General features: G+C 67.0%; 15 protein-coding genes. 4 read left to right on the top strand and 11 right to left on the bottom strand.

Features of this window, described 5'->3' with window-relative positions:
* Positions 1–53: 53 nt before the first annotated feature.
* From ILT42_RS01085 to ILT42_RS01050, 8 genes are all read right to left on the bottom strand, one after another.
* Entirely contained in the window at positions 54–1,217 is a 1,164-nt protein-coding gene (locus ILT42_RS01085; protein WP_204213461.1) for an ABC transporter permease, read from the bottom strand.
* Positions 1,214–2,233 carry an ABC transporter permease gene (locus ILT42_RS01080; protein WP_204213460.1) on the bottom strand — a complete coding sequence of 340 codons (1,020 nt, stop codon included), beginning with the start codon at positions 2,231–2,233 and terminating at the stop codon, positions 1,214–1,216. The genes ILT42_RS01085 and ILT42_RS01080 overlap by 4 nt, the downstream gene beginning before the upstream one ends.
* Complete coding sequence (locus tag ILT42_RS01075; RefSeq protein ID WP_204213459.1) at positions 2,230–4,185, bottom strand: ABC transporter substrate-binding protein; 1,956 nt, start codon at positions 4,183–4,185, stop codon at positions 2,230–2,232. The genes ILT42_RS01080 and ILT42_RS01075 overlap by 4 nt, the downstream gene beginning before the upstream one ends.
* The gene (locus tag ILT42_RS01070; RefSeq protein ID WP_204213458.1) at positions 4,185–6,053 is read right to left on the bottom strand and encodes an ABC transporter ATP-binding protein; all 1,869 of its coding nucleotides are present in this window, start codon (positions 6,051–6,053) and stop codon (positions 4,185–4,187) included. The genes ILT42_RS01075 and ILT42_RS01070 overlap by 1 nt, the downstream gene beginning before the upstream one ends.
* A 38-nt stretch (positions 6,054–6,091) precedes the next feature.
* A complete protein-coding gene (locus ILT42_RS01065) occupies positions 6,092–8,032 on the bottom strand; it encodes a glycosyltransferase (protein ID WP_204213457.1) in 1,941 nt (646 codons plus the stop codon).
* On the bottom strand, positions 8,029–9,087 hold the full coding sequence (locus tag ILT42_RS01060) for a glycosyltransferase family 4 protein (RefSeq protein ID WP_204213456.1): 1,059 nt from the start codon (positions 9,085–9,087) through the stop codon (positions 8,029–8,031). Before ILT42_RS01060 ends, ILT42_RS01065 begins: the two co-directional genes overlap by 4 nt.
* Before the next feature lie 65 nt (positions 9,088–9,152).
* Complete coding sequence (locus tag ILT42_RS01055) at positions 9,153–10,424, bottom strand: glycosyltransferase (protein WP_204213455.1); 1,272 nt, start codon at positions 10,422–10,424, stop codon at positions 9,153–9,155.
* A gap of 7 nt (positions 10,425–10,431) precedes the next feature.
* Positions 10,432–11,667, bottom strand: coding sequence for a glycosyltransferase family protein (locus tag ILT42_RS01050; RefSeq protein ID WP_204213454.1), 1,236 nt, complete (start codon positions 11,665–11,667; stop codon positions 10,432–10,434).
* Positions 11,668–11,958: 291 nt separating this feature from the next.
* Between ILT42_RS01050 and ILT42_RS01045 the strand changes: the two genes are divergently transcribed.
* The 3 genes from ILT42_RS01045 (at position 11,959) to ILT42_RS01035 (ending at position 16,392) form a co-directional block, all read left to right on the top strand.
* Positions 11,959–14,664: an ABC transporter transmembrane domain-containing protein gene (locus ILT42_RS01045; protein WP_204213453.1), complete on the top strand. Its 2,706-nt coding sequence runs from the start codon at positions 11,959–11,961 to the stop codon at positions 14,662–14,664.
* Positions 14,661–15,107 (top strand): Crp/Fnr family transcriptional regulator, encoded by a 447-nt coding sequence (locus ILT42_RS01040; protein WP_204213452.1) that lies wholly within the window; start codon positions 14,661–14,663, stop codon positions 15,105–15,107. The genes ILT42_RS01045 and ILT42_RS01040 overlap by 4 nt, the downstream gene beginning before the upstream one ends.
* A 202-nt stretch (positions 15,108–15,309) precedes the next feature.
* Positions 15,310–16,392 carry a transglycosylase SLT domain-containing protein gene (locus ILT42_RS01035; protein WP_204213451.1) on the top strand — a complete coding sequence of 361 codons (1,083 nt, stop codon included), beginning with the start codon at positions 15,310–15,312 and terminating at the stop codon, positions 16,390–16,392.
* 69 nt (positions 16,393–16,461) lie between these two features.
* On the opposite strand, the gene ILT42_RS01030 is transcribed toward ILT42_RS01035, so the two are convergent.
* Positions 16,462–16,698: an Lrp/AsnC ligand binding domain-containing protein gene (locus ILT42_RS01030; protein WP_204213450.1), complete on the bottom strand. Its 237-nt coding sequence runs from the start codon at positions 16,696–16,698 to the stop codon at positions 16,462–16,464.
* A 19-nt stretch (positions 16,699–16,717) separates the two neighbouring features.
* Positions 16,718–18,085, bottom strand: a complete 1,368-nt coding sequence (locus tag ILT42_RS01025; RefSeq protein ID WP_204213449.1) for a UDP-glucose dehydrogenase family protein — start codon at positions 18,083–18,085, stop codon at positions 16,718–16,720.
* 121 nt (positions 18,086–18,206) lie between these two features.
* Between ILT42_RS01025 and ILT42_RS01020 the strand changes: the two genes are divergently transcribed.
* Positions 18,207–19,217: an asparaginase gene (locus ILT42_RS01020; protein ID WP_204213448.1), complete on the top strand. Its 1,011-nt coding sequence runs from the start codon at positions 18,207–18,209 to the stop codon at positions 19,215–19,217.
* Here ILT42_RS01020 and meaB read toward each other — a convergent pair.
* The gene (meaB, locus tag ILT42_RS01015; RefSeq protein ID WP_204213447.1) at positions 19,212–20,198 is read right to left on the bottom strand and encodes a methylmalonyl Co-A mutase-associated GTPase MeaB; all 987 of its coding nucleotides are present in this window, start codon (positions 20,196–20,198) and stop codon (positions 19,212–19,214) included. The two genes, ILT42_RS01020 and meaB, sit on opposite strands and share 6 nt — an antisense overlap.
* Positions 20,199–20,202 lie beyond the last annotated feature (4 nt).

Below are 20,202 nucleotides of genomic sequence, written 5' to 3'. Positions count from 1 at the left end.
GCCCCAGGGCGCCTTTTTTCTTGGCTGGTTTCCTGGACGCTTTCCTGGCTGGTTCAGTGATACGGATCGGCCGCGTCTCTCAGGCCATCGCCCATGAAGTTGAAGGCGAGCACCACCACGATCACCGGGATGATGGGGAAGAGCAGCCAGGGATGGAGCTGCACGGCGGCGAGGTTCTGGGCCTCGTTGAGAAGCACGCCCCAGCTCGTGACGGGCGGGCGCAGGCCCAGCCCCAGGAAGGACAGAGCGGTCTCGCCCAGGATCATCGACGGGATCGACAGGGTCGCCGACGCGATCAGGTGGCTCATGAAGTTCGGTATGAGGTGGCGCGCGATGATCCGGCGCTTGGACGCGCCCATGAGTTCGGCGGCTTTCACGAAGTCCTCCTCCCGTAGGGAGAGCAGCTTGGACCGCACCGCGCGGGCAAGGCCCGGCCAGTCGAGCATGCCGAGGATGATGGTGATGCCGAAGAAGACGAGAATCGGGCTCCAGTTGGGCGGAAGGGCCGCCGACAGGGCCAACCAGAGGGGTAGTTCGGGCATGGAGCGGATGATCTCGATCATGCGCTGGACGATGTGATCGACCCACCCTCCGAGATAGCCCGCGAGACCGCCGAAAAAGAGCCCGAGCGCGAACGAGACCGCGATTCCCACGATGCCGATGGTCAGCGAGATGCGCGCCCCATAGATGATGCGGGACAGGACGTCCCGTCCGAGGCGGTCCGTTCCGAGCAGGAACATGGTGCCGTTCTCGGGCGGACAGACGAGGTGGAAATCCGTGGTCCAGATCCCCCAGAACTCGTAGGCGTCTCCCCGGCACAGGAAGCGGATCGGCTGCGGCGTCGAACGGTCGACGGTGTAGTCGCGCCGGAACGTTTCGAGGTTGAACTCGAACTTGTAGGGATAGACGAAGGGGCCGACGAAGCGACCCTCGTGCATCAGGTGAATGCCCTGCGGCGGCGCGTAGATGAAGTCGCCGTTGCGTTTGGTCTGGTTGTAGGGAGCCACCACTTCCACGAAAGGGACGAGGAGGTAGAAGGCGAGGAGCACGAAGGCGGAGGCCACGGCGACCCGGTGGCGCCGGAACTTCCACCACATGAGCTTCCAGGAAGAGGCTCGATAGAAGCTTTCGTTCTCCGTGCCCGACGGTTCGGTCAGGCCCGGATCGAAGGGAGCCGGGTTGACATAGTGCCTCTTGAGGGGAGCGACCTCGTTCATCGGGCGCCTCCGGCCCGGATGCGGGGATCGAGGAGGGCCAGGAGCAGGTCCGAAATCAGCATGCCGATGACCGTGAGAACGGCCACGAACATGAGGATGAAGCCCGCGAGGAACTGGTCCTGGCTCTTGAGCGCCGCGAGCAGGATCGGCCCGACCGTGGGCAAGCTCAGCACCAGCGACACCAGGACGGAGCCGGAGATCAGGTGCGGGAGCAGGTTGCCGATATCGGCCACGAAGGGATTCAGGGACATCCGGAAGGGATATTTCAGGAGCGCCCGCGTGGGCGCGAGGCCCTTGGCCTTCGCCGTCACGTAATATTGCTTGCCGAGCTCGTCGAGCAGATTGGCCCGCATGCGCCTGATCATGGCCGCCGTGCCGGCAAGGCCGATGACGACCGTGGGCACGATGAGATGGGAGAGAAGGGAACGAATCTTCTCCCAGGTCCAGGGCTCGCCGGAAAAACGTGCGTCGTAGAGGCCGCCGATGGACACGCCGAACCATCGGTTGGCGTAGTAGAGCATGATGAGGGCCAGAAGGAAGCTGGGCGTCGCCAGCCCGATATAGCCGATGAAAGTCGCCACGTAGTCGCCCACGGAATATTGCCGGGTCGCCGAGTAGATCGCGATGGGGATCGACACGAGGTGGATGAAGATCACCACCGCGAGGTTGACCACCAGCGTCAGCCAGAGCGCATCGCCCACCACGTCGACCACAGGCTTATCGTATTCGAATGACCAGCCCCAGTCGCCCTGCAGGAGGCCGGAAAACCCGTTGGGGCCGGGCATCACGCCGATCCAGACCAGGTACTGCTCCCAGGCCGGCCGATCGAGCCCGTATTGCTTGATCAGGAACTCGGCCTTGGCGACCGAATCCGCCTCACCCTGGGCCCGCAGCTCAGCGATCTGGTTGGACAGGAAGTCCCCAGGCGGCAACTTGATGATGAAGAACACCAAGGCCGATATGATGAGCAGCGTCACGATCATCGTGACGAGGCGACGCAACAGGAACAGAATCATCGACGGGCCTCTTTGCCGACAGCCTTGTTCCAGAACATCTCATCGGCCCGGTAGATGCCGATCATCGCCGTCGGCTCCCAGCTGTAGAGGGCCTTGTCGGGCAGGTTCAACAGCCCGTTGCGGGTCACGATGGGCTGGATCGCTCCCGAGATGGTGCCGATGATCCATTGGTTCTCGGCATGGTTCATCAGCATCTCCTTCCAGGCGGTCTGCTGCACGGCTTCGTCGTCCGTGTTCATCCAGGTGCCGTACAGGTCGAGCAGGCGCTTGGCCTCGGGCATGTCCACGGCCTCGCCGTTCTTGCCTTTGGTTTCGATGTACTGGCCCCATTTCGGCCAGGAGAGCGTGTCCTGGCGCATGGGCGCGAGTTCGGTCGGCGGCATGATGGCGGTCGGGAAGGCGTTGTCGAGGCCCTGTCCGGCCACCATGACGGTCAGGCCCGCATAGGCCCTGTTGCGCAGTACCGTCCGGTCCTGGGGCTTCACGAACAGCTTCACGCCGATCTCGCGCCAGAATTCCGTGATGAGCGTCAGACCGTCCACGATCAGGCTGCTCTCGCCGTCGGTCTCGCAGATGATCTCCAGTTCCCGTCCGTCCGGCAACAGGCGATAGCCCGCGCCATTACGCTGCGTCAGGCCGATCTCGTCGAGCAGCCGCGAGGCCGCGCCGGGATCGTAGGTGGCGTTGAGGGTGCGAAGCTCCGGCGAGAAGAGGGGGCTTTCCTGCACGACGGTGTTGTTGCCCTCCTTGCCGAGGCCGAACAGCAGGGCGTTGTTCAAGGTCTTGCGGTCGATCCCGAGAGAAAGGGCGCGCCTGAACCGGACATCGCGATTGAGCTTGCGCCAGACCGGATCGGACGCATTCAGGTTGGGGTAGAGGGCGAGCTCCGTGCCACGGGCATAGGGCCACAGGAGGGTCTTGTAGCCATGGACGCGCTCGCCTTCCTTCAGGATCGGGATATCGTACATGTTGAGGCCGCGGAACAGCAGGTCGACTTCGCCCGCGTTGGCTTTGGCGGCAAACAGGCTCCCGGCCGAGACGTCCATCACGACGCGGTCCACGTAAGGCAGCTGGTGTCCCGCCGTGTCGACCCGGTGGTAGAAGGGATTGCGCTCGAAAACGAAGCGGTTCGCGGGCGCCGCATTGGTCACGCGCCAGGGCTGGAGGGTCGGCAGGTCCGGGTTCGACTGCTCCTTCATGTCGTCCATGCGGTTGTGCATGGCGGCCCACGATTTCAGCTTCGCCTTCTTGGCGGCTTCGTCCAGCTTGTCCTTGTCGGCGTATTTGGCGTGGAATTTCTTGAGATAGGCGGATGGGCGATAGATGTTGGGATCCATCGCGCCCGCAAGCTGCGGCAGGAAACGCGGATTGGGCTTGTCCCAGCTGTAGCGGACGCGACGCTCGTCCAGCACCTCGAATTTCGGCGGCTTGCCGTCCACCAGCATGAACTCGGGCACCCCGGCCGGAGACAGGTCCTTGTTCCCGGCGATGTCCTCCCAATAGTAGCGGAAATCCTCCGCCGTGAAGGGCTGCCCGTTGGACCATTTATGGCCCTCGCGGATCGTGAAGGTGAAGATCCGGTCGCCTTCGTGCTCCACGTTCTCGAGGATGTCGGGCGTGAGGTTCAGGTCGCGGTCGTAGCCGATCAGCCGGGTATAGGCCCAGGTGGAGATGTAACGGATATCGCGGGGCCGTGGCACCAGGGTGATGACGTCGCCGCCATATTGGCCGATGCGTCCGCCCGTCCTGGCGGGATCGACCACGAGGGGCGTCTTCGGCACCCGATGGTCCACGGGGGGCAGCGCCTTCTGGGCGACCTTTTCGGCAAACAGGGGCTGCTCGCTGTAGCCCTGCGCCCAGGACGGTCCGGCGAGAACCGGAGCCGTCAGGAAGGCGAGGGCCGAGGCCGTCAGGATGAAGGGGGTGTACCGGTGGGGTCGAAATGCCGTCATCACGCAGCCTCCCGGCTGGATTGGTCGCTGAGGCGCACCTTGTGGCCCGGTTCGATTTCAGTCATCAGCCCATGCTCGCCGGGGGCGAGGCGATAGGGCTCGGGCCATTGAGCCGGATCCGAGAACCGGTCCGCGCGCAGCTTCGCGAAGTCGAGCGGGCGGTCGATGTCGGGATCCGGCACGGCGGCCAGAAGCGCCTGGGTGTAGGGATGGACCGGGTTGCGGAAAAGCGAGGCTTTCGGAGCTTCCTCGACGATGTAGCCCCGGCACATCACCGCGATGGTGTCGGCGATGTAGTCGACCACCGCGAGATTGTGGGACACGAACAGGTAGGTGAGGCCCAGCGCCGCCTGGAGGTCCTTGAGAAGGTTGAGAACCTGCGCCTGAACCGAGACGTCCAGGGCCGAGACCGGCTCGTCGCAGAGCAGGACGCGGGGCTGGAGCGCGAGCGCCCGCGCAATCCCGAGGCGTTGCCGCTGCCCCCCTGAGAAGGAGTGAGGGTAGCGCCGCAGGGCCTGCTTGCTCAGGCCCACCATGTCGAGCAATTCCTTGGCCCGCGCATAGCGTTCGTCGGAAGTGCCGATGTTGTGGATGCGCAGGGGCTCGGTCAGGATCTCGTAGACCGTCATGCGCGGGTTCAGGGACGAGAACGGATCCTGGAAGACGAACTGCACGTTCCGGCGATAGGCCGTGAGATCGTCGCCCTCGAGATGCTGCACGTCGCGCGGGCCGGAGCCGTCGTCGAAGAGCACCCGGCCGCCGTCGGGCTGGAGGGCGCGCATGATGATCTTGGACACGGTGGTCTTGCCGCAGCCGGATTCCCCCACGAGGCCGAGCGTCTTGCCCGGCATGACGTCCAGGTTGATGCCGTTGAGCGCCCGGATCGTGCGCGTCTTGCCCGAAAACCAGCCCGAGCGGAGCGTATAGGTCTTCGTCAGCTCCTCCGCCCGTAGAACCGGGCCGGCGGGCTGCGTCGGCGATGACGCAACGCCTTTGTCGAAAGCCGTCGTCCTGACCTCGCGGATCGGGGTCAGCCGTTCGTTCTCGGCCATGGCGAAGCGCGGCACCGCGCGCATGAGGGCCTGGAGGTAGGGATGCTCCGCGTGGCGGAAGATGTCCTCCCGCGAGCCGGTTTCCATGACCTTGCCGCGATACATGACGACCACCTCGTCGGCCACGTTGGCGACGACGCCGAGGTCGTGGGTGATCAGCAGGACCGACATGCCGGTCTCCGCCTGGATCTCCCTGATGAGGTCCAGGATCTGGGCCTGGGTGGTCACGTCGAGGGCGGTGGTCGGCTCGTCGGCGATGAGCAGGGCCGGGCGCGTGATCAGCGCCATCGCGATCATGGCGCGTTGGCGCAGGCCGCCTGAGAGTTCGAACGGATAGGTGCGCAGGGCGCGCTGCGGGTCCGGAAAGCCCACCCGCGCGAACACGTCCACGGCTTTCCGGCGCGCCTCCTCGGCGGAGACTTCCGCATGGGTCATGAGAGCTTCGGTTACCTGATCGCCGATGGTGTGAAGCGGCGACAGGGACGTCATCGGCTCCTGGAAGATCATGGCGATGCGCCCGCCCCGCAGGGCGCGCATGGCGGCCCCTTCCGGGTCGTAGTCGGCGATGTCGACAGGCCTCCCGTCACCGGCGGGATCGTTGAAGCAGATCGACCCGCCCGAGATCCGCGCCACTTTCGGCAGGATGTGCATGATCGCTTGGGCGGTCACGCTCTTGCCCGATCCGGACTCGCCCACCAGCGCCACCGTCTTGCCTGGCGGGATGTCGAAGGACAGCCCGTCGACGGCGCGAAAATCGCCGGTCTCGGTCCTGAAATCGACCCTCAGGTCGCGGATCGACAGGAGCGTCTCGCCCATTCGCGTCTCCGTTGGCACAGCATTCGGCTTGGCCGTCGTCACGACCATAACGCATCATCGTCCCTGGACGATCCGTTATCGGTGGAAAACAGCGCTTCGGCCTCTTTCATCCGGATAGTATTGCGCGACAAGCGCTCTAGCAATCGCTCGCAGAACGCCCAAACCGCCTCATCGTGCACCCTGTGATGCGTCAGGAACCCGATGGGCTCCCGAAGATCGGCAGTGCCTGACACCCGCGACCGCACGGCCAAGGCCAGGGAGCCGATCACGGCGTCCGGGTCGGCGAGGCTTCTGGACCCGTGCCAGTCGATGGGGTCCACATGGGCGTTGACCTGCCGCAGACCCGGCGCCGCCTCGGGCGCCTGCCGGTCCCGAAACGTCGAAACGCCCCGGTATCCGAGGGCCGGCAGGCGCTCCAGGATGTCCGGGGCGACCCGGTTCCAGGGTGGCACGAACACGGGCAGCAGGCGCGGGCCGAGCGCTAGCCGGGCGCGTTCGAGCCCTTCGCGTGCGTCCGCCGCGAGCGTGTCGAGCGGGCGATGAGAGCCGAACTCGGCCTTCTTTTCGCGTGGAGGCGCATGGTTGGCGTGGCGCAGCCCATGCACCAGGAGACTGACACCCTCGGCGCCCCGGAGGGTCGGCCGGAGGGACGGCTCGATGTCGGCCGGGATGACCGCGAGGGCGAGCCCGGCCTCGTACCGCCGGGCGAGGGCCAGCAGCCTGTCGAGTGTCGGGGTCTGGGCCGCCGCGTCGTCGTCCCGCCACCAGAAGGTCGGCCGGCGGCCCGCATCGGCCGCGCGGTCGAGGGCGTCCTGGAACGGGCCCCAGTCCCAGGCGAGATGCACCGCTGGCGTGGCGCGCACGAGGTCTTCGGCCAAGGCGACCGTCCGCGCGGCTCCGTCGAGCGCGATCGTGGCCTGGGGTTCCGGGCTCGTTTCCAGGGCCCGTGCAACGGCGGCCGCAAGGCGCTCCGGCGACAAGTCGCCTTCCGGCACGATCTCGGCCCCGGCCATAGCCTTCAGGCGCTCCGCGCGGAGGCGCTGCTCGGTCTCGTTACCGGCCTCGAAAGGCACGAGAACGGCGGATGGGCCCGTGCGCAGGAGGTCAACGACCGTGTTGTACCCGGCCTGGCTGACGGAGACCTGGGCCCCAGCGAGCAGGCTCCTGAAGTCGGGGCGTGCCCGTTCGACGGCCGCGTGCGGCGGGGCGGCGTCTCGGATGGCCCCGAACTCGGCCTCGCCGACGCCGCGCCCCACCAGGATCCGCCAGGGGTGCTCCGGCAGGAGCGCGGCTGCGGCCATGGCGGCGCGATAGAGGGGCAGGCTCGCGGCGCTCGATCCGCCCGAGACCAGAATGCCGTTACGGGCTTTTACCGGCCGGGCCGGCCCGCCCTCGTCCACATAGCCCGTGTAGCGAAGAAGGGGGCGGATATCCTCGTCCACGGGCCACGAGGCCTCCAGGGGAGCGAGCGCCGGGTCGCCATGAACGAAGACCGCGTCGTAGAAGCGCCTCAGGCGCCCATGGGCCTCGGCGATCCGGTCGGGGCGCGAGGGCGCCACGAGGATGTCGCGGACAGAGCACGCGACGACGGGACGCCGGAGCGCCGCATGGGCCCGCTCGAGCAGGGCCAGGAATTCATCGGCCAGAACCCGGCGGCCGAGCGGGAAAAGCTCCGTGACCAACAAATCCGGCCGATGAGCGTCGAAGGCCTCGACCAGCCGGGCGCGCCGTTCGGCCCGATAGGCCTCGTCGGCCGGTTGGCCGCTCTCGTCCAGCAGGGTGCGAAAATCCGTCCCGATGGTTTTGACCGGCGGAAGCTGCACGAAGGCGAAGCCGTCATGGGGAATCAAGCTCGAGGGCATGCCGCCGCTCACTAAGGCGACCTCATGACGGGCGGATGAAAAAGCCCGCGCCAGGGCGGCGGCTCGGGTCAGGTGGCCGGCGCCGAGCAGGTGGGTGACGGCAATGAGCACCTTCACGGCCCGGCTCCCCGCTCGGACTGGAGGAGGGGCAGGAGGTGCCGGCGCAGCTTCCTGGCCGCGGGATCGAGGCCCCGCTCCTCCGTCACGAAGCGGCGGGCGCGCTCGCCCATCCCCCGCAGCCTTGGCCTGTCGGCCAGGAGCGCCCTGAGCACATCGCCAAAGGCCCGGACGTCGCCCGGCGGCGTCAGGCGGCCGGTCGTTCCGTCCCTGACGACGGCCGCCACGCCCCCATAGGAGCCTGCCAGGACGGGGCAGCCGAAAAGCTGCGCCTCGAGGAGCACCATCCCGTAGGCCTCGTTCACGGCCGGCCAGACGAGGAGGTCGGCGGCGCCGTAGAATGTGCGTAGACCGGCCCGTCCGGCCTCGCCGTGAAAGCGCACGCGGGGCCCGAGGGGGGCGAAAGCCGCCTCCACGGCCCCGCGTGCATCGCCGTCTCCCACCACGTCGAGCGTCCAGGCCACATCCCGGAGGCCGTCGAGGGCGTCCGCCAAAATGCGGTAGGATTCGAGCTTGTCCCCGTCGCGCATCATGGCGACCGCCAGCAGCTTCGGCGCACGATCGGCCACCCGTTCCGAGGGCACGGCCCCCCATTCGTCGAGGTCGAGGAAAGGCGGCAGGTCCGCCAGGACCTGGGCCGGAGGGCGCAAGCGCTCCAGGGCCTGCCGGTCGGCGGCCGTCATGACGAAGAGGAGATCGGCCTGGTCCAGGGCGGCCTCCGCGCCGTCATGGCCCAGCGACCAGGGACCGCCCGCCCGCTTCTGCGCCCGGGACGCCTCGGCGACCGCATAGGGAAGGCCGAGCGCGCCGGCCACCTGGGGCCCGATCCAGTCCGGAGCCTTGTAATAGACATGATAGGTGAACCACAGACGGGGCCGTTCCGCCGCCGCAAGCGCGCGGTAATGGGCGATCAGCCGCCGCGCTTCGTCCTCTCCGGACCGGTGGAGCGCCTCTTGCCGTTCCGGATCGCCCGCCCTGTCGAGGGTTCGCAGCTCGCTTGCGAGGTGCGGAGCAAAACCGCCCCGCTCCAAGGCTCTCATCAGAAGGCGGGCCATGGTCCGGTCGCCGGAGGGCGAGGGATGGAGTGGGCTCTTGAGCGGAGCATAAAAGGCGATCGGGATCACGCCGGGGCGCTCTCGCGAGCCGGCACGTGCCCCGACCGGAAGCGCCGCTCCAGATCGTCGATGCCGCCCTGCATGGAGAAATCCCGCCGCAGGCGCTCATGGGCCGCCGTGCCCAGGGCCGCCCGCCGCTCCGGCTCCCGGGCGATCAGGTTGAGGGCGTTGGCAAGCGCCTCCCAGTTCCCCGGCGGCACGAGAATGCCGTCCCGTCCGTCCTGGATGAACTCCGGAATGCCTGCGAAGTCCGTGGCCACGATGGCGAGCCCCTGGCTCGCCGCCTCCATCAGGACGTTGGGCAGACCGTCCTGATCGCCGGAAGCGGCGGCCTTGGACGGCAGCACGAAAAGGTCCGCCTCCCGCAGGAGCGCGACGACGTCGGGCTGCGCCTTCGCGCCCAGGAACGCGACCCGGTCGGCGATGCCGTTGGATTCCGCGAGCTTTTTGAGATGGTTCGCCAACTCGCCCCCGCCCACATGGGCGAAGCGCCAGTGCAGGTCCGGCGGCAGGGCCGCCAAGGCTCGGAGCAGGTCGTCGTAGCCCTTCTTGGCCACGGCCCGCCCGACGCTGACGATGCGCACCGGATCGGTCGCGTCCGCCCCATCCCGCGTCGGACGTGTCTCGGGTGGCGCAGGAAAGCGCGACAGATCGAGGCCATGATACACGAGGGAGACCTGATCCGGCGTCCGGGCGAGGCTCTGAAGATGGCTCGCGCCCTGCCACGTGCAGGTGACCCCCCAGGCGGCCTCGGCGAGCTTTTCCCGCTTTTCCCACTCCGGCGTGGTCCAGATGTCCTTGGCATGGGCCGAGAACGTCCAGTTGCGGCCCGTGAGCAAGGCGGCGTAGCGGACGACGGAGGCGGGCGTGTGCAGGAAATGGACATGGAGATGGCCCACATCCTCCGGCAATTCCCGCGCCATCACGAAGGCCTGACCCAATCGTCTGCCGCGATTGGCTGTGCGGTCGCGCTTCAGGTCGCGCCAGAAGGTTCGCAGGAGGCGGCCGAAATTCCGTTGGCCCATGCTCCACAACAATCCGCGCAGGACCCGCAGAGGCTCCTCGTAGAGATATTCCGGCAGATAGGTCACGGGGGCCCGGATGGCTTTGTTCATGGGATGAACGGCTCGCTCCGTCGGATGGCGAAGCGACCAGATCTCCAGGTCGAGGCCCCGGCCTTCCAGGGCCAGGATCTCCTGGGCAATGAAGGTTTCGGAAAGGCGCGGGTAGCCCTTCACGACGACGGCGATGCGCCGGGCGGTGGGGGAGGGCATCATGATGGGATCATTCGGCCGCCTGATAGGAGGGCGCGAAGGGCGCGGCCTGTCCCAGGAGCTGCTTCAGGCGCTCGCGGATCCGGTCGAGCCCGTCGAGGAGACCCGGCACCGTCACCTCCGATGGGCGCGGCTGGGCGAGCAGACGGTGCAGGGCGGCGGCCATGCGCTCGGGCGTCCGGGGCTCGTCATGGTCGGTGAGCATGCAGGCGAGCCCGAGGCGCTCGGCTTCCACGGCGCGGATATACTGCTCCAGCCGGGGGCGGGTGCGGGGCACGATCAGGGCGCGTTTGTCCAGGGACAGGATCTCGCAGAACGTGTTGTAGCCGCCCATGGCCACGATCGCGTCGGCCTTCTGCATCAGGTACTCGATCTTGGTGTCGAACGAGATGGCATCGAGCCTGTCGTGCCGGGCGATGCGCTCCATGAAAGAGCGGCGCTTGTCCCGGTTGATGAACGGGCCGAACAGGATCACGGCCGGCATCTCGATCGTGGGATCGGCCTCATAGGCCGAGATCACCCAGTCGATCATGTCGTCGCCATCGCCGCCGCCGCCGGTGGTGACAAGGATGAACGGCCGTTTCGTGATCTTCGGGTAGCGCGTCAGCGAAGGCGTTTGCGGCACCTCCCGGCGCAGGTAGCCCGTATAGGTGATGCGGGCCTCCGCCTGAGCTGGCAGATCCAGGGCCGCGAGCGGCTGATAGACATCCTTCAGGCCGTAGACCCAGATCTCGTCATAGTAGCGCACCAGGGCGTCCGTGGCGTCCTTGCGCTCCCATTCGGGGACCAGGAGGGCGGGCTCGTCCATCACGTCGCGGATGCCCAGGACCAGACGGCAGCCCTGGCGCTTCAGGTAGTCCAGGGCGGGCAGGACCTCGCCCCGGAACCCGGAGGGCTCCTTGTCCACGATGAAGACGTTGGGCTGGAAGGATTTTACCGCCTGGAGAATCAGGTCCTGGCGCAACGAGACGGCGCCGTCCAGGGGCAGGTTCAGGTTCAGGCTGCGGTAATCCCCGTCCGGCAGCTTGGTGACGCCGGGGATCCGGATGTAATCCACCCCGTGGGCGAACTCGAAATTGCCGATGACGGGCGAGCCCGAGATGATGACCACGGAGGCTTGCGGCCATTCGGCCACGATCGCGTTCGCGATGGCGCGCGATCGGCGCAGGTGCCCGAGGCCGAAAGTGTCATGGCTGTAGATGAGGACGCGGACGCCCTCTCTGAAGCCTGTTGAAGAAACTGCCAAAACCTGGCCTCTCCCGGATCCGCGACCTGCATCCTCGGTATGCGGGCCGGCGTTTCAGCCGCCCCGTCACGCCCATCCGATCCCCGCATGGTACGGGAATCGGGCTTTTTTGTCCCTGCCGAGCCTCACAATTCCATGACAACGCGGTAGCCGTTTCGCCCGTTCGGCTCCAGGGTCTCATTGACGGCGGGGACGCCCCCTCTATGGTTTTCCCCACCTCATCAGCGATGGCCTTAGTCAAAACCGGAAAGAGGTATCGCGCAAGGGTTCGTCGGTGGTAACGTTGTTCTGATGGATAAGAGCCTCTTCCGGTATATCTGGACGCACTCGAAAAGGGATCAGTTGCTCGTCTGCGGCGTCGTTCTGGCGTCCCAGCCGTTCTACTTCATGTCCCTGGATCTGCCGCGCCAGATCGTGAACGAGGCCATCCAGGGCCAGGCATTCAAGGACGGGCAGATGACCGCGCCCTTCCTGCGGATGGTCTACCAGCTCCCGTCCTGGCTCGGGGGCGCGACCCTGAACATCTTCGAGGGCTTCCAGGTGGGCCGCATCGGGCTCCTGGTTGGTCTGTCCTGCCTTTTCCTGGTCTTCGTTCTCATCAACGGCGCGTTCAAGTACTGGATCAACGTCGCGAAGGGCGCCCTGGGAGAACGCATGCTGCGCCGCATGCGCTTCAGCCTGTTCTCCATGGTCCTGCGCTTCACGCCGGAGGCGCTGCGGACCGTCAAGTCCTCCGAGACCGCCACCATCATCAAGGACGAGGTGGAGCCCATCGGCGGCTTCATCGGCGATGCCTTCATCACGCCGGTCTTCCTGGGCTTCCAGGCCATCACGGCCCTCGTCTTCATCATGGTGCAGAACGTCTGGCTCGGCCTGATGGCCGTGGCCATGATCGCGGTCCAGTTCACGGTGATTCCCCGCCTGCGCCGGGAGCTCCTGAAGCTCGGGCGCCAGCGCCAGCTCGCCTCGCGCGAACTCGCGGGCCGCATCGCCGAAGTGCTCGACGGCATCGAGGTCGTGCATGTTCACAATGCGCAGCGCTGGGAGCAGGCCGAAATCGGCCACCGCCTGTTCGGGCTCTTCGACATCCGCCTGAAGATCTACAACAGGAAGTTCATGGTGAAATTCCTGAACAACCTGCTGGCCCAGATGACGCCGTTCCTGTTCTACGTGGTCGGCGGCTTCTTCGCCCTGCGCGGGACCCTGGACATCGGTCAGCTCGTGGCGGTCATCAATGCCTACCGGGAACTGCCGCCGCCCCTCAAGGAGCTGATCGACTGGGACCAGCAGCGCCTCGACGTGCAGGTGAAATACGACCAGGTCGTGCAGCACTTCGCCCCGGAGCGGCTGATCCCGCTCAACGAGATGGAGCGCGCGGTCGAGGACGCGCCGCTCACCGGCCCGCTCACGGCCGAGGGCATCAACGTGGCGGACCCCCATGGGGGCACGATCATCGACAACGCTTCCTTCTCGGCGACCCTGCCGGCCCGGATCGGCCTGATCTCCGACGGCACGGCCGCCGCAAGCTCGCTTGCCCGGATCATCGCCGGGCGACTGCCGTCCTTCACGGGCCAGATCCGCATCGGCGAGCGGGACCTCACCCGGCTGCCGGTCGGGATCATCGGGCGGCGCATGGCCTATGCGGGAACCGACCCCACGCTCTTTCCCGGCAGCATCCGGGACAACCTGGTCTATGGCCTGCGGGCGGCTCCGGCGGGGTCGGACGCCGACGCGGACCGGGAGGAGGAGCGCCGGATCTCCGAGGCCAAGCGCACCGGCAACCCGGTCGAGAGCATCGGAAACGACTGGATCGACTACCGCTCGGTGGGCGCCTCCGACGCCAGGGAGCTCGATGGCATCTTCATAGGGCTCCTCGACCGGATCGGTCTGAGCAACGACCTTTACCGGTTCGGCCTCGCCGGACGCCCGGACCTCGAGAGCGAGCCGGAACTGGCGGAGCGCCTGATCGAGGCACGCCGGCGCCTGTTCGAGGCCTTCCAGGCCGACGGCATGAAGGACCTCGTCGAGCATTTCGACGCGCGCCGCTACAACAACCAGGCCACCATCGCCGAGAACCTGCTCTTCGGGGTGCCCGTCGCGGATGATTTCGTGGGCCGCAACCTGTCCGAGAACAAGTATTTCCGCAGCGCCCTCGACCGGGCCGGCCTCGTCGAAGAGCTGACCGACATGGGGCTCCAGATCGCCGAGACCATGACGGAGATCTTCGAGGGGATTCCGCCGGGGCATCCCCTGTTCCAGCAATTCTCCTTCATCGGCGCCGACGAGCTCGACGATTTCGAGGCGATCCTGCGCCGGAACGCCTCCGGAGGCCGCACGCACGAGGATGGGATCCGCCTGCTGTCGCTGCCGCTCGCCTATATCGAGACCCGCCATCGCTTGGGGCTGCTCGACGACAACTTCAAGGTCCGCCTCGTGCGGGCCCGGGGCATCGTGCGCCAGACCCTGGAGGCGCTGAACGGCCCGACCGTGGAATTCTACGATCCCGATCGCATCTGCCCCCCGGCTCCCCTGCGGGACAACCTGCTCTTCGGCCGGATCAGCTACAACGTGGCGAACGCCCAGAATCGCGTAGCCGAGGCGGTGTCCAACGTGTTGCGGGACCTCGGACTGGTGGAGGACGTGCAGCGCATCGGCCTCGGCTACCAGGTCGGCACCGCCGGACGGCTCCTCGACACCCAGCAACGGGCGAGCATCAACCTCGTCCGCTGCCTCGTGAAGAAACCCGACATCCTCATCGTCGACGGCGCGTTGGCGCCCTTCGACGAGACACGCGTCCAGGCGCTGATCGGACTCCTCATCGAAATGGTTGAGGATCGCAGCTTATTCATGGTTCTTTCGAACGAAACGCAGGCCAAAGGCTTCGATATCCGGATGCGTTTCCGTAGGGGACAGGTTACGACAGAAGAAAGCGAACGCTCGTCGGACAAGGCCAAGGCGCCTGCGGACGATGCGGAGCTGGCAGGAGAAGTAGCATGACGCTTGAGTCCGAAGTCCAATCCTTGCGGCAGGTGCCGATGTTCCGCGACATCGATCCCGCCCGTCTGAAGCTGTTGGCCTTCACGAGCGAGCGCGTTCAATATTCCGGCGGCCAGCGCTTCTTCTCGCAAGGGGACGCGTCCGACGCCGCCTATCTGATCCTCGACGGGAGCGCCCATGTGCTCCTCGACACGCCCGGCGGTGAGATCAAGGTGGCGGAGCTCGGCGGCAATGCCCTCGTGGGCGAGATGGGCATCCTGTCGGAATCGCCCCGATCCGCCACCATCATGGCGGCCGAACAGACCACGGCGCTCAGGATCGACAAACGGGTCTTCCTGGAATTGCTGGCGCAGTTTCCGCAAATCGCCCTGGCGGTGATGCGGGAACTGGCCGACCGCCTGGAGCGCACCAACGCCCAACTCGTGGCGCAAGCCAAGTCCTGAAATGTGAACAAAGTCCTAAAAAGACTGCGAGGCTCCCCGGCGTGGGAGCCTTTTCTTATCGGTTTTCCCCAAAAAACGTCAATTTGACGCGATTTTTACGGTCAAGCTGTCCGATTCTGGCCACATCCTGCGGCCAACCATGGTCCCAGAACAAAACAAGGGATCGATCCGCCATCTGACGGGTCGAGCGGGACAATCGATGATGGCAACGGCGAAAGTGCCGCTTCACGCGGTACCGCGTCCCGTGCAGGGCGCACGTCACCTCAAGCGTTCAGCCAAGCGCCGAACCCTCAAGACCATACTCGCCCTGGGATTAATGATTGGTTTCCAGGGCATGACGGCAGGACCGGCCGCCGTGGCCACGACGCCCTCCCGTTTCGTCCACCGCGATCCCCTGGCCTCGGCCCGGGTGGATCTTTTCCAGCCCGCCCTGAGCCAGGATCCCACCCTGTTCGAGTCGATCCTGGACGGCGCTTTCGCGATGATCCGCCAGGTTCCCAAGGCCGAGCCTGCTCCCCTGAAGGGGACGCCGCTGACGCTGACGGACGCGGATTCCATGCTGGACATGGACGAGGTCGTGCCCTTCGGGGGGCGCAACGTTCCGCGCTGGCTGCTGCACACCATCCTCAACGCCGCCCACACGACAGGGGTCGACCCCTCCTACATGGTCACCTTGGCCGACGTGGAGTCGAGCCTGCTGCCGGCCGCCAAGGCTTCCACCTCGTCGGCGGAAGGCCTGTTCCAGTTCATCGACAGCACCTGGCTCGAGACGGTCTTCAACCATGCGGCCGATTACGGCTTCGGGGCGGCGTCCGCCGCCCTCAAGATGGTGGACGGCGAGGCGGTGCTCATCAACGAGAAGGACCGGGGCTGGGTCATGGGCCTGCGCCGCGATCCCTACTTCTCGGCCCTCATGGCGGGTGAGCTGATCAAGGATGTGGAGAAGGCCCTTCGCGAGGACGGCGAGCGCGAGTTGGCCGAGACGGAGCTCTACATCGCCCATTTCCTGGGCGCCAACAGTGCGGTGAAGTTCCTGCAGGCCCTGGACGCGGAGCCCAACACCGCGGCGTCGAAGCTCTTCCCGAAGGCCGCGAGGGCCAATCAGGGCCTGTTCACGGAGCGGCAGGGCAAGCGCCGCCGCGCGGTGTCGCTGGCCGAGTTCTACGACAAGATCGACAGCAAGATCGTCCGCCGCCTCGACCGCTACGACAGCATGGCGTTGCGGATCGCTCCTCCGTCCCAGTTCGCGGGACGCCGCATGGAAGCGACCGCGTCGGTGGAATAGGCCTGTGACCTCAGGATCCAGCGTGGCGTGAGGCCGTGTTCCGGCGCGACCTCTCCAACAGGACCGGCGCTAGAATGCCTTGAACGTGATGATGGTGTGCGTGTCGGCGATCTCGTCGATGCTTTGCACGTTCTCGGCGATGAAATGGCCGATATCCACCTCGTCATCCACGTGGAACTTCGCCAGGATGTCGTAATTGCCGGCCGTCGAGTAGATCTCGGACGCGATCTCCCGGTCGGCGAGCTTGCTCGCCACGCTGTAGGTTCGCCCGAGCTTGCATTTGATCTCGACGAAAAAGGTCTGCATCGGCTGACTCCGGATATGTTCAGGGCGTCGTGATGAGGCGCGGCGCCGTGGTGTCGCTCACCGCGTCCGCCTGTTCGGCAGCATCGGGACGTCCGATGCTGTGATATTGGAAGCCGTTTTGTTTCATGTCGTCGGGGCGGTAGACGTTGCGCAGGTCGACGATGACGGGCGCCTTGAGCAGGCTCTTCAACCGGGTCAGGTCGAGCGCCCGGAACATGTCCCACTCGGTCACGATCACCAGAGCGTCCGCGCCCTCGGCACACGCATACGGGTCGCCCGCATACCCCACCCCCGACAGCAGCGCCTTGGCCGCCTCCATCCCTTCAGGATCATAGGCCCGGATCTCGGCTCCGCCATCCTGCAGCGCCCCGATCACCGAAAGCGAGGGCGCATCGCGCATGTCGTCGGTGTTGGGCTTGAACGTCAGGCCCAAGATGGCGATCCGCTTGCCCCGCACGCTCCCGCCGCAGGCCGCGATCACCTTGCGGCCCATCGCACGCTTCCTCTGCTCGTTGACCGACGCCACCGTCTCCACCAGCCGGATCGGAGCGGCGTAATCCTGCGCCGTCTTGATCAGCGCCAGCGTATCCTTGGGAAAGCACGAGCCGCCATAGCCCGGCCCCGCATGCAGGAACTTCGACCCGATGCGGTTGTCCAGCCCGATGCCCCGCGCCACGTCCTGCACGTTGGCGCCCACCCGCTCGCACAGGTCGGCGATCTCGTTGATGAAGGTGATCTTGGTGGCCAGAAAGGCGTTGGCGGCATACTTGGTCAGCTCGGCCGTGCGGCGCGAGGTGACGAGCAGCGGGGCCTGGTTGAGATAAAGCGGACGGTAGAGCGCTGTCATCACGTCCACGGCCGGCTCGCTCTCGGCCCCGATCACGATGCGGTCGGGGCGCTTGAAGTCGGCGATGGCCGCACCTTCGCGCAGGAACTCGGGGTTGGAGGCCACGTCGAAGCGGGCGTCAGGCCGGGCCTCGCGGATGATGCGCTCGACCTCGTCGCCGGTGCCCACGGGCACGGTGGATTTGGTGACCACGACGGTGTAGCCGCGCAGGGCCGCGGCGATGTCGCGGGCGGCCTGGTGGACGTAGGACAGATCCGCATGGCCGTCGCCGCGGCGCGAGGGGGTGCCGACCGCGATGAACACCGCATCGGCGCAAGCCACCGGCTCGGCCAGGGCGGTGGTGAAGGTCAGGCGGCCTTCGCGCACGTTCTTGGCCACCAGCTCGGCCAGGCCGGGCTCGTAGATTGGCATGCGGCCGGCCTGGAGCGCCGCGATCTTGGCCGGGTCCACGTCCACGCAGCACACCTCGTGCCCGAAATCCGCAAAACACGCCCCCGACACAAGACCAACATACCCAGACCCTATCATCGCTACGCGCATGACGATCCCTCTCTCGCAGGTGGGAGGTTTAAGGGGCCGGGCGGTTTGCCGCAAGGGATGGTTCGGGATTTGACTTCCGGCCCGGTCTCCCTAAAAGGCGCCGGTCACAACGAGATTCCGTATGGATAATCCCTTCCTGGTCGAAGTCACCCGAGGCGCGCTCGTCGAGTCGCGCCACCGCGGCGCCGTGTGCGTGATCGACGCCGATGGCGGCGTCGTCCTCAGCCTGGGCGACGTGGAGCGCCGGGTCTTTCCGCGCTCGGCCGTCAAGGCGCTGCAGACCTTGCCTCTGGTCGAGAGCGGGGTGGCGGACAAGCTGGGGCTGAGCGACGACGAGATCGCGCTCGCCTGCGCGTCCCATTCGGGCGAGCCCAGGCACGCCGAGACGGCGGCCCGCATGCTGTCCAAGGCGGGCCAGGATGCGGGGTGCCTCGAATGCGGCACCCACTGGCCCATGGGCGAGGCGGCATCCCGCGCCCTGGCCCGGTCTGGCGGGGAGCTGAGCGCCCTGCACAACAACTGCTCCGGCAAGCACGCGGGCTTCGTGTGCCTGGCCTGCGGCACGGGCCAGGATCCCACGGGCTACATCCGGCCGGACCATCCGGTTCAGCAGGCGGTGCACGCCTCGCTCGAGGACCTGACCGGCGCCTCCCATGGCCCGGAGATCGCCGGGATCGACGGTTGCTCGATCCCCACCTACGCAATTCCACTTCCGGCGCTCGCCTTCGCCTTCGCGAAGTTCGGGTCGGGCCACGGGTTGTCCCGCTCCACCGGGGCGGCGGCCGAGCGCATCCGCAGGGCCGTGGCGGCGCATCCCTTCATGGTGGCCGGCACGGGGCGCTTCGACACGGTGCTGATGGAATCGCTGGGCGAGCGGGCCTTCGTGAAGGTCGGGGCCGAGGGCGTCTACTGCGCGGCCCTGCCGGAACAGGGCTTCGGCATCGCCCTGAAGATCGACGACGGCGCGGGCCGGGCCGCCGAGGTCGCGATGGCGCAACTCCTGCGGCATTTCCTGACCCTGAAGAACGGTCAGCTCGCGACCGTGGAATCCCTGGCCCGCCCGGTGCTGAAGAACTGGAACGGCATCGAGGTCGGCCACCTGCGCGCCGCCGAGGCGCTCGCGTCCCTATAGGCCGAGCAGGACGGCGATCTCGTCGGCGGCGGCATCGGGGGACAGGATTCCGCCCGAGAGCTGCCGCTCGATCTCCGGCAGGCGCGCCCGCAGGGCGGCGTCGGTGGCGATCTTCTGATGCATGCGCTCGTCGACCAGGGCCCACATCCACTTGGCATCCTGAGCGCGGCGCTTGGCGGCCAGCTCTCCTGTGGCCTCGAGGCGGGCGCGGTGGTCGAGCACCTTGGCCCAGAGGGCGTCCAACCCATCGCCCGTCAGGCCCGAGATCGTCATCACGGGGGGCGTCCACGCGGACGTGGCCGGAGTCAGGATGTGCAGCGCCGCCTTGTACTCCGCCGCCGCCGCCTGCGCCCGAGGCCCCGCGTCGTCCGCCTTGTTGACGGCGATCATGTCGGCGAGTTCGAGGATGCCCTTCTTGATGCCCTGGAGTTCGTCGCCCGCGCCCGGCAGCATGAGCACGAGGAAGAAGTCGGTGAGGTCCGCCACGGCGGTCTCCGACTGGCCGACGCCCACGGTCTCCACGAGGATCACGTCGAAGCCCGCCGCCTCGCAGAGCAGCATGGTCTCGCGGGTCTTGGCCGCGACGCCGCCTAGCGTCCCGGAGGACGGGGAGGGGCGGATGAAGGCGTCGGGATCGGTGGCGAGCCGGGCCATGCGGGTCTTGTCGCCTAGGATCGCCCCGCCGGTGCGGGTCGAGCTCGGATCCACCGCCAGCACGGCCACTTTATGCCCCCGCGCCGTGAGCAGGCTCCCGAGGCTGTCGATGGCCGTGGACTTGCCCACGCCCGGCACGCCGGTGATGCCCACCCGGACCGCCGCGCCGGTGCGCGGCATGAGTGTCTGCAGCAGGTCCCGCGCCGCCGCCCGGTGGTCGGGGCGGCGGGATTCCATGAGCGTGATCGCCCGCGCCAGCGCGGCGCGGTCCCCGTTCGCCACGGCCTCGGCCGTCACAGCTGTTCGTCGCTTGCCATCCCCATCCATGCGC

The organism is Microvirga pudoricolor (assembly GCF_016892705.1).
Classification (GTDB): Bacteria; Pseudomonadota; Alphaproteobacteria; order Rhizobiales; family Beijerinckiaceae; genus Microvirga; species Microvirga pudoricolor.
Note: the sequence above shows the minus strand (reverse complement) of the source record. Positions and strands in the feature narration are given on the sequence as shown.

What these genes read in the sequence shown, in the direction of transcription:
- ILT42_RS01085 (WP_204213461.1), bottom strand. Translation starts at nt 1,217, where the DNA reads ATGAACGAGGTCGCTCCCCTCAAGAGGCACTATGTCAACCCGGCTCCC.
- ILT42_RS01080 (WP_204213460.1), bottom strand. Translation starts at nt 2,233, where the DNA reads ATGATTCTGTTCCTGTTGCGTCGCCTCGTCACGATGATCGTGACGCTG.
- ILT42_RS01075 (WP_204213459.1), bottom strand. Translation starts at nt 4,185, where the DNA reads ATGACGGCATTTCGACCCCACCGGTACACCCCCTTCATCCTGACGGCC.
- ILT42_RS01070 (WP_204213458.1), bottom strand. Translation starts at nt 6,053, where the DNA reads ATGGGCGAGACGCTCCTGTCGATCCGCGACCTGAGGGTCGATTTCAGG.
- ILT42_RS01060 (WP_204213456.1), bottom strand. Translation starts at nt 9,087, where the DNA reads ATGGCCCGCCTTCTGATGAGAGCCTTGGAGCGGGGCGGTTTTGCTCCG.
- ILT42_RS01055 (WP_204213455.1), bottom strand. Translation starts at nt 10,424, where the DNA reads ATGATGCCCTCCCCCACCGCCCGGCGCATCGCCGTCGTCGTGAAGGGC.
- ILT42_RS01045 (WP_204213453.1), top strand. Translation starts at nt 11,959, where the DNA reads ATGGATAAGAGCCTCTTCCGGTATATCTGGACGCACTCGAAAAGGGAT.
- ILT42_RS01040 (WP_204213452.1), top strand. Translation starts at nt 14,661, where the DNA reads ATGACGCTTGAGTCCGAAGTCCAATCCTTGCGGCAGGTGCCGATGTTC.
- ILT42_RS01035 (WP_204213451.1), top strand. Translation starts at nt 15,310, where the DNA reads ATGGCAACGGCGAAAGTGCCGCTTCACGCGGTACCGCGTCCCGTGCAG.
- ILT42_RS01030 (WP_204213450.1), bottom strand. Translation starts at nt 16,698, where the DNA reads ATGCAGACCTTTTTCGTCGAGATCAAATGCAAGCTCGGGCGAACCTAC.
- ILT42_RS01025 (WP_204213449.1), bottom strand. Translation starts at nt 18,085, where the DNA reads ATGCGCGTAGCGATGATAGGGTCTGGGTATGTTGGTCTTGTGTCGGGG.
- ILT42_RS01020 (WP_204213448.1), top strand. Translation starts at nt 18,207, where the DNA reads ATGGATAATCCCTTCCTGGTCGAAGTCACCCGAGGCGCGCTCGTCGAG.
- meaB (WP_204213447.1), bottom strand. Translation starts at nt 20,198, where the DNA reads ATGGATGGGGATGGCAAGCGACGAACAGCTGTGACGGCCGAGGCCGTG.